The following is a 14,231-nucleotide window of genomic DNA, read 5'->3' on the forward strand; positions in this document are numbered from 1 at the left end:
CTTAATAGGTCTTATGGTGCTTTAAGTTAAAGGTATTGATTATCTCATCGGCTATCTTAGTAACAATCATGTCATGAGTGTTATTAACATATAAGGCTAAATAAAAGTCATTGGGTGGGGCATAGGTTTGCAGCTCATCGATGACGCTATGTTCGGCCGTTTTACAGGTTTCCGGTAACAGGGTGATGCCAAAACCGATAGACGAAGCGGTAATAATGGCCGATAAGTTACTGCTGCAGTAGTTAATTTTGCTGCAATAACCCAATTGATCCATGGAGTTGAGTATATGTTCACGATACAAGGCTCCCGTGGGAAATAGCACTAACGGGATCATCTTGCTATTAAAGGTGGGGTGCGCCGCGCTGTCGAGCCATAAGAGCGGCTCTGTGCGATAGGCGTAGGCATTACCGAGTATGGGCTGCTTGACCAAAATAAGATCGTATTGGCCCGCTTGATAGGCCTGATACAGGCTGTTGCTCAGCCCCGAGGTAAATTCAAATAAGATATTGTAGTTATGTTGAAACTTCACAATGGCCTTGGTGACATCGACCGACAGATCGTCAGGCACACCTATCTTGATGATATTTTGCTCTGACTTTTCATGAAAGTTATCGACCATAGAGGTGTTCAAGTCGATAATTTTATGGGCATAACGTAGAACAAATTCCCCTTGCTCCGTTAGCGTTACCTTTTGCGGCGTGCGCATTAATAGCGTGCTGCCGAGCATAGATTCGAGACGGTTTATCTGTTGGCTAATGGTCGACTGAGAGTTATGAATTCTTTCTGCTGCGCGGGTAAAACTGCCAGTTTCACACACGGCGATATAGGTTAAAAATAACTGCGGTGGAATAAACTTCATGATGGGTCACCTACGTTTAGCTTGTTATTATATTTTTCGTAAAATGTGCTGTACCATTTTGAATGGGTTACTGACCGTGTTGTTTCACGCCCGACAACGCCTTACCGTGTGGGCGCTTAGTCGCCGAGTGTCGAGCTTTAGTTTTTTGCCCCCTTATCGCAGTCCAGTGTCTTACTGGTAAGGTGTTGCTTTTGTTGCCCCACTTGCTGCTCAAAGACAGCTTCTCGGTTGACCAGTATGCGGCCTATGCTGTCGGCGAGTTCGCTAATAATGGCATTGCCGTCATTAGTGTATAGCGACAGCGTCATGGGCTGCTCGTTACCTAAATGCGGGCAAGGAGTGACTCGCCGCCCGGCGGTAGCTCTTACGGGGAGCAGGCTATAACCTAAGCCTGCTTCGACGGCGCTAAGCAGATTATTTAAGCTGCCGCTGGAAAACGCCACATACCAGAGTTTACCCTCATGGGTGATGCGCTCAAACATGGTGTCGCGGTAGAGCCCGCCAGGAGGAAACGCGATTAAGGGTAGCGGCTCACTCCACTGGGGTTGGGTATCGAGAGATTGATACCAGGCCATGGGTTCGCTGATGGTCAATCTATGATCATCGGCGGCGTGGGTTTCTTTGACCACTAAAATATCAAAGTCGCCATTGCGGTATCTGTGGGTTAATTCGATGCTGAGACCTGTGGTGACATCGAGCCTAATTTCCTGATGCTGTTTAGCAAAATCGGCAAACACACCTATCATCTGCTCGGTGGCGATATCATCAGGGATGCCAATTTTTATTAGCGCGCTGCCAGCTGAGTTAGCCACCAATGCTTGGGCTTCGCATTGCAGCGCTAAAATTTTGCGCGCATAGCCGAGGAGTTTCTCACCTGAGTTAGTTAACTGAATAGGGCGTTGAGTCCGATCAAATAATGCCTTGCCGACGGCGGCTTCGAGGCGGTTTATCTGCTGACTTATTGTCGATTGTGTTAGGTGTAAATGTGCTGCTGCTAAGGTAAAGCTGCCAGTATCAGCAAGCACTACAAAAGCGCGCAGTAGACGAGGTTCAAACATCATGACACACCATCATCCATAGCATTAATCCTGTCTTTCGAGGGGGCTGACATTCAGCCGATAAATAGTAAGACCTTTAACTTAGTAAGGGAAATAGTATTTACGTTATGAATGGTTTCTATTTAAAAAAATCATTTTTTACCCGTCATGCTCACCTTTATAGTGTCAGCCTAGAGCAAGTCATGCTGCAATTGCAGTAGCAAAGGTGGAAAAATGCACAAATCAGATCCCTTTATTAAGCAAGCGTTAGCCCTTGCTGAGCAAAATGTGGCCGCCGGTGGCCGTCCTTTTGCTGCCATCGTAGTGAAACAAGGTGAGGTGGTAGCCACTGGGGTCAATCGTATTCTTCAAGAGTGCGACCCAACCGCTCACGCCGAGTTGCTGGCCCTAAGGGCCGCAGGTAAAGCTTTAAATGCCACCAGCCTTGAAGGCTGCAGCGTGTATGCCAGTGGCCAGCCTTGCCCTATGTGTTTGGCTGCCATGCGCATGGCGGGAATTAACCATTTGGTGTTTGCTTATTCGAACCAACAAGCACAGCCATATGGCTTGTCTACGGCGCATATTGCCATGGAGCTTACGCCGCCCCTTGAGCAGCAAAGCTGGCTGTCGGTCGAGCAGTGCTCGCCAAGTGATGCCAATGACAGCGAGTTGTATGCTAAGTGGGCAGAGCATAACGCGTCTAAACAGAAGGTAGACTAATGGGCCGTCAATTAAGTGTACGCACTCAGTCGTTATCTTTGCTGTTATTAATTGTCTTAATCGGTCTCAATCTGCGGCCATTTTTAGTGGCACCTGGGCCGCTGCTAGGCAGTATCGTTAATGACACCGGCCTCAGTTATTCCCAAGCGTCGATGCTAACCTTGCTGCCTATGATGTTAATGGGTATTGGGGCCTTTGTGGTGGCGGCTCGGCCTGCACTTATTGGCAGCCATGTAGGCTTGTTACTGGCGTTGGCGTTGATGACGCTAGGCTCAGCGCTACGCTATTTCGTCAGCGATGGCAGCATGCTTATTATCACCGCGCTGCTGTGTGGTGTGGGCGTGGCATTTATACAATCTATTTTACCGGGCATGATTAAACAGTTTTTTGCCCAGCACTCGGCGGTGGTCACCGGGCTTTATTCGGCGTCATTGATGATTGGCGGTGCGCTGGGCGCACAGCTAATGCCGATGTTATTACAATGGGGTTATCATTGGCAGCATGCTCTGGCTTTGCTGGCGCTGCCCTGTTTTGCGGCCTTGGTGGCGGCTTGGCTGGTACTTCACCTGCGTAAACAGATGCCGCCTACCCAGTGCGACGTTTTACCTGAAGTATCGCAAGCGCCTCAGTCAGCATTACAGGCAAGCTTATCACCACGACCGCTAAAGCGTTTACTGGCGCGTCCGCGAACGTGGACCCTAATGGCCGCCTTTGGCATAGTCAACGGCGGGTATGCTTCATTAGTCACTTGGCTGGCGGCCTTTTATCAGCAGCGTGGCTGGGATAATGTCAGCAGCAGCCATTTAATTGTGGTGATGGCGGTGACTCAAGCCTTGTTCGCCATTGGCTTACCAGCCTTGGCCAGAGGTTACACCGATAGACGCCCTTGGTTGTTGTTGGTGTTAGTGATGCAGGCCATCGGCTTTTGGGGATTTGCTTTTTATCCCGATAGCGCGCCGCAGTTATGGTCAATCTTGTGCGGCGCTGGGCTGGGCGGGGCATTTTCATTAACCATAGTCACAGCCCTTGATCATCTGCCTGCGGCGAAAAGTGCTGGGGCGCTCACCGCATTAATGCAAGGTGGCGGTTTTTTGATTGCCGCCGCCTTTCCGCTGATGTTTGCGCAGCTATTGCAATGGAGTGGTGATTTTGGCTATGGCTGGATGATGCATCTGGTGATGGTGTTAATGACCATGGTTATTTGCATCAGCTTTAATCCGAAACGTTATGCCCAGGTGATGTGCGCTACTGATTGAGAAGAGTTTTATTAGCGGGCATATGACTGATACAAGTAAAAGGGGAAAGCCTGCTCAATGTTGAGCAGGCTTGTTAGATGTGAGTGGCTGAGAAAATAGCGGCTTAGTGACGCTCAGTCACTATTTCACGTGAGAACACTTTCTCACAGTATTTACATTTTAGTTGTACATCTTGTTTTTTGGCGCTGACACTAAAGCTGCTGTCTACCGGCTCATTATGGGTGATGCAGTTGGTATTTGGGCACTTAAAAATGGCGTTGATCCGCTCAGGTAACGACAGGGTCAGCTTTTTAACGACCTCATAATTTTCAATCTGATTAACCGTAGCGTTAGGGGCGTACAGGGCCAATTGATTCGCCTGATCTGGGCTGATAAAAACATTTTCAATTTTAATCAGATCTTTAGCGCCCAAAGCAGAGGAGGGCAGATTAAGACCAATCGTGACTCGCTGATTGGTTTTATGCATCTGAAACAGCTTTAGCACTTTAATCCCCACATTGGCAGGAATATGGTCGATAACAGAACCATTCTTTATGGCTTCAACTTGTTGCGTTTCCTTGGTCATGGTGATTATCTCCTGCTTAAAGTTGTTCGTTCAGTACTAATGCCAGCAGTGCTTCACGGGCGTAAACGCCGTTTTGCGCTTGCTGGAAGTAATAAGCGTGCTTGGTCTTATCGACATCGACAGTGATTTCGTCAACCCTTGGCAATGGATGCAATACCTTTAGGTTGTCGCGCGCGTCAGCTAGCATGGCTGCATTTAGAATATAAGCGGCTTTCATGTGCGCATACTCTGATTCATCAAAACGCTCTTTTTGAACTCGGGTCATGTACAGTACATCAAGCTCAGGGATCACCTCTTCCATAGTGGCATGCAGGCTGTAACTGATCCCTGCTTGGTCTAACTCTTCACAAATGTAATCTGGCATGGCTAAAATTTCGGGAGCCACAAAGAAGAAGTTAATGTTATTAAACTTAGACAGTGCTTGGGTCAGGGAGTGGACGGTGCGACCATATTTTAGATCGCCAACGAAGGCGATATTTAAGTTATCTAATCGCCCTTGAGTTTCAAAAATAGAGAAGAGATCCAATAAAGTTTGTGTTGGGTGTTGGTTGGCACCGTCACCACCGTTCACAATCGGTACGCCGTTAGAGAACTCTGAGGCCAGACGGGCTGCGCCCTCTTGTGGGTGACGCATTACAAATGCATCTACATAAGATGAGATCACCTGCACTGAGTCTGCTAGTGTCTCGCCTTTTTTGGCCAGCGAGGTGTTGCCACCGTTATCAAAGCCAATCACAGTGCCGCCTAGGCGTTGTACTGCGGTTTCAAAAGAGAGGCGAGTACGTGTTGAGGGTTCAAAAAAACAGCATGCCACGACTTTATTTTTTAATAGTTCTGGATTTGGCTCTGCTTTTAATCTTCCAGCAGTTTCAACGATGAGTTCAAGTTCATTTCGGTTTAATTCCGGAATGGAGATGATATGTTTTTGAAACAACGAGTTCGCCATGGCTTCTCTTCCCTATAAATAGATAACGGATACAAATGGTTTTAAACTTTTTCTGCCACTGACATTCGAGATGAGCATCGAATAGCCTCGGGCAGATAGTCGTTTAAACTTGCCGGCTCTACGCAAAAAGCAGACAAAAAAAAGCCCCCTTAAGCAAGGAGGCTTTTTTTTGAAATCGAAAAACAGAAACATAAAACCAACGCCGCTTCTCGACGATAATGAGTCAAGTTGTGCTTAACTGTCTGGTTCATTGTTGCTCTCTGTTTTGAAAAATTCCGAGGGATTATACGCCCATTTTTTGCGATCGCAAGAGTTTGTATGAACTCGTTATTTTGAAAGCTTGGTGTCGCAGTGAATCAATTAAATGCTGCTTAAGACTTCGGCCGAGTCGTGACTTATATGGTTTTGTTTTTTCTTGCTAGGAGTTATGGAGAGCGCAATTCGCTCATTAAGTACAATGGGATGAGTGAGTTTAAATAGTGAAACACCGATATCAAAAAGCGAAGGTATTTCCTTCGCTTTAGGTGTTGCCAGTCTTTAACCTCTGAGTAGTTCTTTGGCGTTGGCTAGGGTGTTACTGGTAATGGTATCGCCGCCAAGTAAGCGGGCGAGCTCCTCGATGCGTTGGGTTTTATCCAGCGCTACCATAGAGGTCTCGGTTTGTCCGGCTTTACTTTGCTTATTCACAAACATGTGTTGATGACCATTTCCGGCGACTTGGGGCAGGTGGGTTACACATAGCACTTGAGTCGATTCACCCAGTGAGCGTAGCATTTTTCCCACCACAGCAGCAGTTGGCCCCGAGATGCCCACATCCACCTCATCGAAAATAAGCGTTGGTGTGGCGACCTTTTTCGCCGTGATCACCTGAATGCCAAGGCCGATACGTGACAGTTCCCCGCCTGATGCGACTTTCGAGATAGGTTGCAGTGGCTGCCCTGGGTTAGTGGTGACTTGAAACTCGATGGTGTCACAACCGTTGGGCGACATGATCGCTTCGTTAAAGCGGATATCGATAACAAATTTACCCTTAGGCATGCTGAGTTCATGAATCGATTGGGTCACCTGCTTGTCAAGTTCTTTGGCATAACGGCTCCGGCTTTGGCTGAGCTTTTTAGCATGAGCAATGAAGCCTAGCTTGCAGCTTTGCAGCTGCTCAGCGATTTCGTCAAGCTTCTCTTCGTCTGAGTCTAAGCTGCTTAGCTCTTGATTTAAGGCTTGATGGTGCTGATAAAGATCTTTGGCACTTACGTGATGCTTGCGCGCCAACTGCATGATTTTAGAGAGGCGCTGTTCAAGGTAAGCAAAGTGATCTGGGTCGAGCTCTAATCCATCGAGGTAGCGTTGCAGCTCGCTGCTGCTCTCTTGCACTTGGATTAAGGCGTCATTGAGCATATTGCCAATGCTGTTAAGGGCGGTGTCATAGCCCTCAAGCTCTTGAGCTTGATCTATGGCTAAGTTGAGCACCGATTCTACCGCACCTTGCTCGTTGTCTTGCAATAGGAAGAGGGTGTGTTGGCAGGCTTGCACTAAGGCGGTGCCGTTAGCGAGTTTTTTATGCTCGGCTTCTATCTCGTCAAATTCGTGCTCGCCTAAATCAAAGTCATTAAGCTCCTCAACTTGGTATTGCAGCAGTTGCTTACGGGCGATGCGCTCATGTTGCGACTGTTGTAGCTGTTTAAGCTCTTTTTCAATCAGTTTGTAGCGTTGATAGCTCGCACTGACGCTGTCGAGCAGCATGCGGTGGTTAGCATAGCTGTCGAGCAGTGTCAGTTGATGCTCGCTCTTTAACATGGCGTGATGGGCGTGTTGTCCGTGGATGCCGATCAGTAATTGTCCAAGTGCGCGAAGTTGACTAAGCGGTACTGGATTGCCATTAATGTAGGCGCGTGAGCGGCCGTCACTGTTGATGGTGCGCCTGAGTATGCATTCATCATCAAGATCAAGGTCGTTATCTTCGAGCCAGCGCTTTGCCAAGGGAATATCGAGCAGAGAAAAGCGGGCGCTGACCTCGGCTTTATCTGCGCCGGGTCTAACGGTACTGGCTTCGGCGCGATTACCCAGACACAGGCCTAGGGCGTCGATAGCGATAGATTTTCCGGCACCGGTTTCACCTGTGATACTGGTCATACCGGCTTTGAAGTCGAGCTCTAAAAAACGAACAATGGCAAAGTTATTGATGCTGAGCTGGCAAAGCATAATGACATCCTTTTACAAAGTACTGTATTAATGCACAGTATATACTGATTTTTTATACAGTAAATACCTGTGTGCTTTTTGTTCGCGAATTTTGTTGAATTTAAGGGTATGGCAGCGCTACAGCAAATGGTCAAGTAGTGGCAGTACCGCAAAGCTCAGTACTATCCCTAGGCTGATATTTTGCGCGCTGACGGTGGCATTAGTTTGAAAGCGGTGCGCCAATAGGTAGACGCTAGCAGCGGTGGGCAGCGCCGCTAGCAGCACTGCCATCTTAAGCAGTGGGCCGTTAACGCCAAAGGCTTTACACAGTAGGTAGGCAAGCAGAGGTTGTAATAGTAATTTTAATAGGTTGAGCAGGGTGAGTTCGGCGCCTGTAGAAAGCTTGCGCGGGGCGTTGCGGCCCTGCTGTTGGTTGGCTTTGCACAACACCATGCCAATGGCAAACAGGGCGCAGGGGCTAGAGGTCATGCCAAATTGGCGGATGATGCCGCTAATAGGGGCATAAAGGGTAATATTGGCCGCTGAAATGGCGACACCAATTAAGCTGCCGATGATGATAGGATTTTGCAGCAATGCCAAGCTTACAGTCTTAAGGGCGTTATCGGTTTGCCCTTGATACAGCGCGAGTTGGGCCAATACGATAGCAAATACGGTCACCGAGAGTAGGCTAGCAATGGCGGCTGCGGCCAGCGCCAACTGGTTGTTGGGGTACAACATCATCATTAACGGGATCCCGATAAACGAGGTGTTGCCAAAGGTGGTGTTAAGCGCTCGAATCGCCGCGAGATCGCGCTTCTTGTCGCGCCACAGCGAAATCCCCATAGTCAACAGGTAGATAATGGTCATCGCTAAGCTGTAACCGGCAATAAAGCCCCAGTCGGTGATCTGTTCAATTGGGGTTTCGGCTAATACAATCAGCATGATAGCCGGAAAGGCGATGTAATAGACGTACTGGTTGAGTACGTTATCTGTCTCTTGTGGCAAAATACGTGCTTTTTGTACTATGAAGCCTGATAGCATGATGCCAAAGACGATAAACAGAGGTGACAAAATAGGTAGCATACGACAAATTTATCCATAAATTGTGCTGGTGGTTAAACTAAGGGGCTTTCCCTCTCAGGCTGTTTTTATCCGTTAGCTTGTGACGTGGGTGGCTCAGTGTTGATGACATAGCCATCTGATATTATCCATCCACTGTGGCTCAGTATCAGTGCCTCAGTATCAGTGGCTCAGTATCTGTGCCCCAGTATTCGTTGCTCTGCATCATAATGATTAAGCCCAGCATAAACGCCAAAGACTAGCCGACCCTAACATAATTACCTGGAGACTCGCTATTGAGCTAAGGTCTAATCTGGCTTAACGTAAAGCCGCTTGACTCTATGTTATGGCGTTAATGGGGCGGTATTAGGCTAAGCCACTGAAGTAACTAAAACCACTAAACCACTAAACCTCTTAGCGTCATTCAGCTAACTGCGCTTATTGGAGCGGCGAGTGTCAGTTTGGTGAATATTAGCCTTAGGCGAGCTAGGTTGCGCGCTTCGCTCGGTATTCGCGGTGGGGGCGTTGACTGGTGGCAGCACGCCCAGTTCTTGATAGAAGTGTATCTGACGCCGTAATTCAAATAGGGAGCCACTGCGACGTTGCTCCCCTATGGTAAGTATCCAAGAATCGGTTAAGCCATCGTTGTTGGTTAACAGATAACCTTGGTAGATGAGCTTCTTCATGTGCAGTTACGCGACTGAAATGCCAATATTAGATACACCGGTTTCAATAATTTCTTTACGAAGGCCTTTAACAAAGTCGGCGCTGATCTTTGGATTTTGTTCAATGATATCCAGTAATGATGCCTGCAGCTCTTTTTCTTCGACCATTACGGGATGGTTAAAAATAAACTCATCTAAAGTGGCTTCATCCATTTCATCTTCGATTGTGGCTTCAATATAATTGGCGACTGTGCTCGAAGAGAGTTTGCTGATGTTGATAATATCGTCTTCCACTTTACTTTGCAGCGCGCTCAATAGTGAGGTTAATGCGACTGCGGCATCCATGGCAGGATAGACTCCATAAACGTCAAAGTCACTTGGCTCAGGAGTATTGAGATCGAGTCGTTCGAGATAGATGTCGATGTTGAGTTTCAATTTTTTGTCATACATTGACTGCCATAACAGGTTTAGTACTGTGTCTAATACCTGTGGATCGCCAAACTCACACACTTCACTAAACAGTTGGTAGTTGGGGTACATGCGCTGACACAGCGCGATAGCAAACAATTTTTTTTGCTCAAGCTCTAACGCTTTTAATCGTTTGAAGAACCCTGGTTTATTACTCATCGATCACATCCATAGATAACTGGGATATTACTTGGTTAGTGGCAGATTCTACCTTAGAAAGCTCATCAAGTAACTCTAGTATTTCAGGTTCTACCTCTTCAACACTGGCGCCATTTTTAAGTGATGACTCAATTTCTTTACATAAGCGTTGGGTAGTGGGTACGCCGCAGTAGCAGCTGGCGCCATGGAGTTTATGCACATGGGCTAGCATCGCTTTGGCATCGAGGGTATCAAGCGCCAAGGTAAGTTGATTACGGGTTTCTGGCAGCGAGTCTAACAACATCTGTAGCATCTCTAGTGCCAAGTCGGCTTTTTGATTCGCCTGAGTTAAACACAGTTCCCAATTGAGTGTCTGCTGTTCAAAGTGGGTAAACTTGGGGCGCACCTTCCAACTGTTAATGACCCCTTTAAGCGCCGCCTCGTCGATGGGCTTGGGCAGGTAGCCGTTCATGCCACTTTGGTTAATGCGTTCACGCTCTTCGGCGATGGCATGGGCGGTGACGGCAATAATAGGGGTGTTGCGATTTAACGAATGCTCACGGATCTGTTTAGTGGCGCTAAAACCATCGATTCCGGGCATCTGAATATCCATAAAGATTAAATCGAAGTGGCGTGATTTTGCGAGCTCCACAGCCGCCTTACCGTTATTGGCGACCGCCACGTGGGTGACTAGCTCGCGCAGCAAAGTGTCGATTAATTTAAGATTGGCCGGATTATCATCCACCGCCAGTACGCTAAGTGGCTCGCGGTTTAATGCTGGCACAACTTGTAATGGCTTAGGTTGTGACTCCGGCGGCGCACGGTAAGGATGGATAAGAGTGTTAGCTAATTCGCGCTCGCCAATAGGAGCATGCACAATTTTGTCGACAGCCGACTGGATCACATCAATATTGGTGGCGCTGTTGTTACTGCTACAGACATAGAGTGAGTAATCGCTAATGTGTCTAATCCGTGTCAGGGTATCGAGCAGTAAGGGGCTCTTGGCCAACTCGTTACAGCTAATGATGGCGTAATCGAAATGCAGGTCAGTGTTCTCCATCAACTCGTTGAATTGTTGCAAGGTGGTAACGGGCGTCACCTGCATTAGCCAGTGCTGCAGTAGGCGTTCATGCACCTGGCGTGACAGTTTTCTGGGCTCAAATAGTAAAATGGATTTATCTTTGAGCTTATGGGTATCTAAAGGCTGACTAATCGGATATTGGCTCAGTTTGAGCGGCAAGGTAAACCAAAATGTCGAGCCTTTATCTGGTGTGGAGTTGCACCCAATTTGGCCACCCATCTGATTGATCACCCGTTTGGTGATGATGAGCCCTAAGCCTGTGCCGCCAAAGCGACGTGATATGGATGAGTCAGCCTGACCAAATGCTTGAAATAGCTGATTTTGATGATGCTTGTCGATACCTATGCCGGTGTCGGTGACTTCGCAGCGAATAATGACCTTATCGGGCTCGGTGCCGGTAAGGCGCATCTTGAGGTGTACGCTACCTTCATCGGTAAACTTAATCGCATTACCCACTAGGTTAGTGAGCACTTGCCCCACCCTTAAGGCATCGCCAGAGACATTGTCGTTGATGGCGGGCTCGATATCGACCACCAGCTCTAACTCTTTCTCTTTGGCGCTGTTAGCTAACATAGAGACTGTGTCATCAACCACTTCACGCAAGGCAAATGGCATGTTTTCTAACACCATTTTGCCGGCTTCGAGTTTAGAGAAGTCGAGAATATCGTTAATGATACTAAGCAGGTTACTGGCGCTTTTTTCGATGGTTTTAATATAATCTTGCTGGCTGGTGTGCAGCGGGGTTTTTAGCAGTTGCTTAGCAAAGCCGATAACGCCATTGAGCGGGGTGCGCAGCTCATGTGACATGTTGGCTAAGAATTCTGATTTAATTCGGCTAGCTTCTAAAGCGCGTTTTTTGGCTAAGTCGAGTTCGACGTTTTGAATTTCAATTTGCTCTAAGGTTTCGCGCAGATCTGAGGTGGCTTGGTCGATGTTTTGCTGCATCTCCTCATGGTAATCCGACAGCGAGCTGGCCATGGCATTAATGCCGCGTTTGAGTAGGTCGAGCTCACCAATGAGATTGCCATCAACACGCGTATCGAGTTTTCCTTCACGTATTTTGGCGACTACGCGCACCATATCTGTGATCGGCTGAGTCACGTTTTTAACTAATCTAAAGGTAAATAGCAGGTTTAGTTGTACCCCAATTAGCACCATGATAAAGGCCGCCACCGCAGCGCGGTGCTGCTCTAGTAGGGCATTTTCTTTATTGAGTAAGACTGCGATATAACCCAATTTGGCTGAGTTAACTTGATCGGTGTTAGAGTAGTTCTCAAACGAACTGACGATCAGCTCGCGTTGGCTAGAAAGAATAGGGCTGCGCAAAATTAGGCTATCGCCAAACTGCTCAATATCGATGCCGTTTAATGAGTCTATGGGTTGGTTGTAACGCATAAACTCGTGACTTTTGTAGTGATGCGAGGTCACGATCACCCGGTTGTTAGTGTCGAAAATGGCGATAAATTGCACCAAGTTTGACTTATTGAGCTGTACCGAAGTAATGAGTCGTTTGGTGGTTTCAAAGTTTTTGGTTTCTAGACCTATTTCGGCGGCGATCGCCAAGGGTTCAATGATATTGCTACCACGTTCAATTAAGCTTTGTTCCAGCTCATAGAAGCGATTTATGGTAAAGTAACTGCCAAGTAAAATACCAACCAAAATAGTGGGGGCTAACGCCAGCACAAGAACCCAGGCTCTTAAGCTGTATTTAGTCATATTGTCGGCACTATTCATGGTGTTGGCTAATTTATAATGTTGTAGCGTATAGGTTACATTAAACTGCCTAACTTTGGGCAGTGTTTACTCCTATTTTTATCGTTTTAGAGGCCTAAATGGCGCAATTTTTTAAAGCTAAACCCAATAAAGCTAAGCAAATGTCAGCGAAGCAGCAATTTAATATCACTGAGCTTGATCATCTTGGCGCAGGGGTCTCTGAGGCGCAAGGCAAAGTGGTATTTGTGCCCGGCGCCTTGCCAGGAGAGACGGTCACGGCGCAATTAATTGAGCAAAAGAAACGTTTTGCTAAAGCAAAGCTGCTACGCATCGATGTGGCATCTAACCATAGAGTCGCCAGTGGCTGTGCATTCTATGGTCAGTGTGGTGGCTGCGATCTGCAGCACTTAGCAGTGCCAATGCAGCGCGAGTATAAGCAGCAAGCCTTAGTTAATTTGCTCGACAAAATGGGCCAAGCACAGGCGCTGCAGTTGGCTGAGCCACTGGTGGGTGAAGCGTGGGGATATCGGCGCAAGGCAAGACTTGCCACTCAGTATCAACGCGACAGTAAAACGTTGAGTTTAGGTTTTCGCGCTTTAGCGAGTAATCAGGTGGTCTCGATCGATCAATGCCCTGTGTTGGCGCCAGCACTATCGCAACTCATCGCCCCGTTAACCTTGTGCTTAAATACGCTAGAGGCCAAGCGCAGTTTGGGCCATGTCGAGTTAGTGGCGGTAGAGTCGGCCAATATGGTGGTGCTACGCATTACCCAAGCGCTAAGCGATGCCGATATCGCTCGCCTGCGTGCCTTTGGTGTTGAGCACGGCGTGCGCCTAGTGCTGCTCGATGAACATGGCCACATCGACAACCTAGATGGTGATACTAGCCTGCCGTATTACCGTTTGGATGACGGCAGTCAATTGGGCTTTTCACCGGGTAACTTTATTCAGGTTAATGCCGATGTGAATCGCAATATGGTAAAGCAGGCCATTGAGTGGCTAGATATTAAGCCTAGCGAGCGAGTGCTGGATCTTTTTTGTGGTGTAGGCAATTTCACCATTGCGCTGGCCAAAGCGGGCGCGCAAGTGGTGGGGGTTGAAGGTGTGCCTGCTATGGTGGCAACGGCCAAAGACAATGCGGTTGCCAGCGGCGTTAGTGGCGTTGAGTTTTACCATGCCGATTTGAGCGCCGATCTGTCTGAACAACCTTGGCTGGGGCAGATTGATAAACTGCTGCTCGATCCTGCCCGCGCAGGCGCGTTCGAGAGCTTACAATGGCTTAAGCAGATGAAACCTAAGGCCGTGCTGTATGTCTCTTGTAATCCGGTCAGCTTGGCCAGAGACAGTCAACAACTGCTGAAACAGGGTTATCGACTGCAAAAGCTGGGGCTAATCGATATGTTTCCGCAAACACATCATATTGAGGCGATGGCACTATTTGAGCGAGATTAAGGGGTTAAATACGCCTTTAGTGTAAATAACGACGCGAGTCGATTGACAATGTGGGCGTAATCCTCAAGATAGTGGCTTTGGTTTTTAGGTAATAG

12 protein-coding genes are annotated in these 14,231 nt (G+C 47.8%); 3 read left to right on the forward strand and 9 right to left on the reverse strand.

From position 1 onward, the window contains the following. Position 1 precedes the first annotated feature (1 nt). Positions 2 to 859, reverse strand: coding sequence for a LysR family transcriptional regulator (locus AC0VXX_RS04845; RefSeq protein ID WP_475516160.1), 858 nt, complete (start codon positions 857 to 859; stop codon positions 2 to 4). Between the two features lie 137 nt (positions 860 to 996). Next, on the reverse strand, positions 997 to 1,920 hold the full coding sequence (locus AC0VXX_RS04850; RefSeq protein ID WP_475516161.1) for a LysR family transcriptional regulator: 924 nt from the start codon (positions 1,918 to 1,920) through the stop codon (positions 997 to 999). 210 nt (positions 1,921 to 2,130) lie between these two features. On the opposite strand from AC0VXX_RS04850, the gene AC0VXX_RS04855 reads away from it, so the two are divergent. Both AC0VXX_RS04855 and AC0VXX_RS04860 read left to right on the forward strand, forming a co-directional pair. Further along, positions 2,131 to 2,616 carry a nucleoside deaminase gene (locus AC0VXX_RS04855; protein WP_475516162.1) on the forward strand — a complete coding sequence of 162 codons (486 nt, stop codon included), beginning with the start codon at positions 2,131 to 2,133 and terminating at the stop codon, positions 2,614 to 2,616. Further along, positions 2,616 to 3,872 carry a cyanate transporter gene (locus AC0VXX_RS04860; protein WP_475516163.1) on the forward strand — a complete coding sequence of 419 codons (1,257 nt, stop codon included), beginning with the start codon at positions 2,616 to 2,618 and terminating at the stop codon, positions 3,870 to 3,872. Before AC0VXX_RS04855 ends, AC0VXX_RS04860 begins: the two co-directional genes overlap by 1 nt. A gap of 103 nt (positions 3,873 to 3,975) precedes the next feature. Here AC0VXX_RS04860 and pyrI read toward each other — a convergent pair whose 3' ends face one another. The 7 genes from pyrI to barA form a co-directional block, all read right to left on the reverse strand. Beyond that, positions 3,976 to 4,437 (reverse strand): aspartate carbamoyltransferase regulatory subunit, encoded by a 462-nt coding sequence (pyrI, locus tag AC0VXX_RS04865; RefSeq protein ID WP_475516164.1) that lies wholly within the window; start codon positions 4,435 to 4,437, stop codon positions 3,976 to 3,978. Between the two features lie 16 nt (positions 4,438 to 4,453). Continuing rightward, entirely contained in the window at positions 4,454 to 5,383 is a 930-nt protein-coding gene (pyrB, locus tag AC0VXX_RS04870; protein ID WP_475516165.1) for an aspartate carbamoyltransferase, read from the reverse strand. Positions 5,384 to 5,920: 537 nt separating this feature from the next. After that, positions 5,921 to 7,582 carry a DNA repair protein RecN gene (gene recN / locus AC0VXX_RS04875; protein ID WP_475516166.1) on the reverse strand — a complete coding sequence of 554 codons (1,662 nt, stop codon included), beginning with the start codon at positions 7,580 to 7,582 and terminating at the stop codon, positions 5,921 to 5,923. 117 nt (positions 7,583 to 7,699) lie between these two features. Then, positions 7,700 to 8,644, reverse strand: coding sequence for an AEC family transporter (locus tag AC0VXX_RS04880; RefSeq protein WP_475516167.1), 945 nt, complete (start codon positions 8,642 to 8,644; stop codon positions 7,700 to 7,702). Between the two features lie 404 nt (positions 8,645 to 9,048). Beyond that, a complete protein-coding gene (locus AC0VXX_RS04885) occupies positions 9,049 to 9,306 on the reverse strand; it encodes a DUF3319 domain-containing protein (RefSeq protein ID WP_475516168.1) in 258 nt (85 codons plus the stop codon). A gap of 6 nt (positions 9,307 to 9,312) precedes the next feature. After that, entirely contained in the window at positions 9,313 to 9,912 is a 600-nt protein-coding gene (locus tag AC0VXX_RS04890; protein ID WP_475516169.1) for a YjaG family protein, read from the reverse strand. Continuing rightward, positions 9,905 to 12,688 carry a two-component sensor histidine kinase BarA gene (barA, locus tag AC0VXX_RS04895; RefSeq protein ID WP_475516170.1) on the reverse strand — a complete coding sequence of 928 codons (2,784 nt, stop codon included), beginning with the start codon at positions 12,686 to 12,688 and terminating at the stop codon, positions 9,905 to 9,907. The genes AC0VXX_RS04890 and barA overlap by 8 nt, the downstream gene beginning before the upstream one ends. Before the next feature lie 116 nt (positions 12,689 to 12,804). Here barA and rlmD point away from each other — a divergent pair, with 116 nt between their 5' ends. Beyond that, on the forward strand, positions 12,805 to 14,136 hold the full coding sequence (rlmD, locus tag AC0VXX_RS04900) for a 23S rRNA (uracil(1939)-C(5))-methyltransferase RlmD (protein ID WP_475516171.1): 1,332 nt from the start codon (positions 12,805 to 12,807) through the stop codon (positions 14,134 to 14,136). Positions 14,137 to 14,231: the final 95 nt, after the last annotated feature.

The sequence above is a fragment of the Shewanella sp. QJM3NY_23 genome (assembly GCF_056173105.1).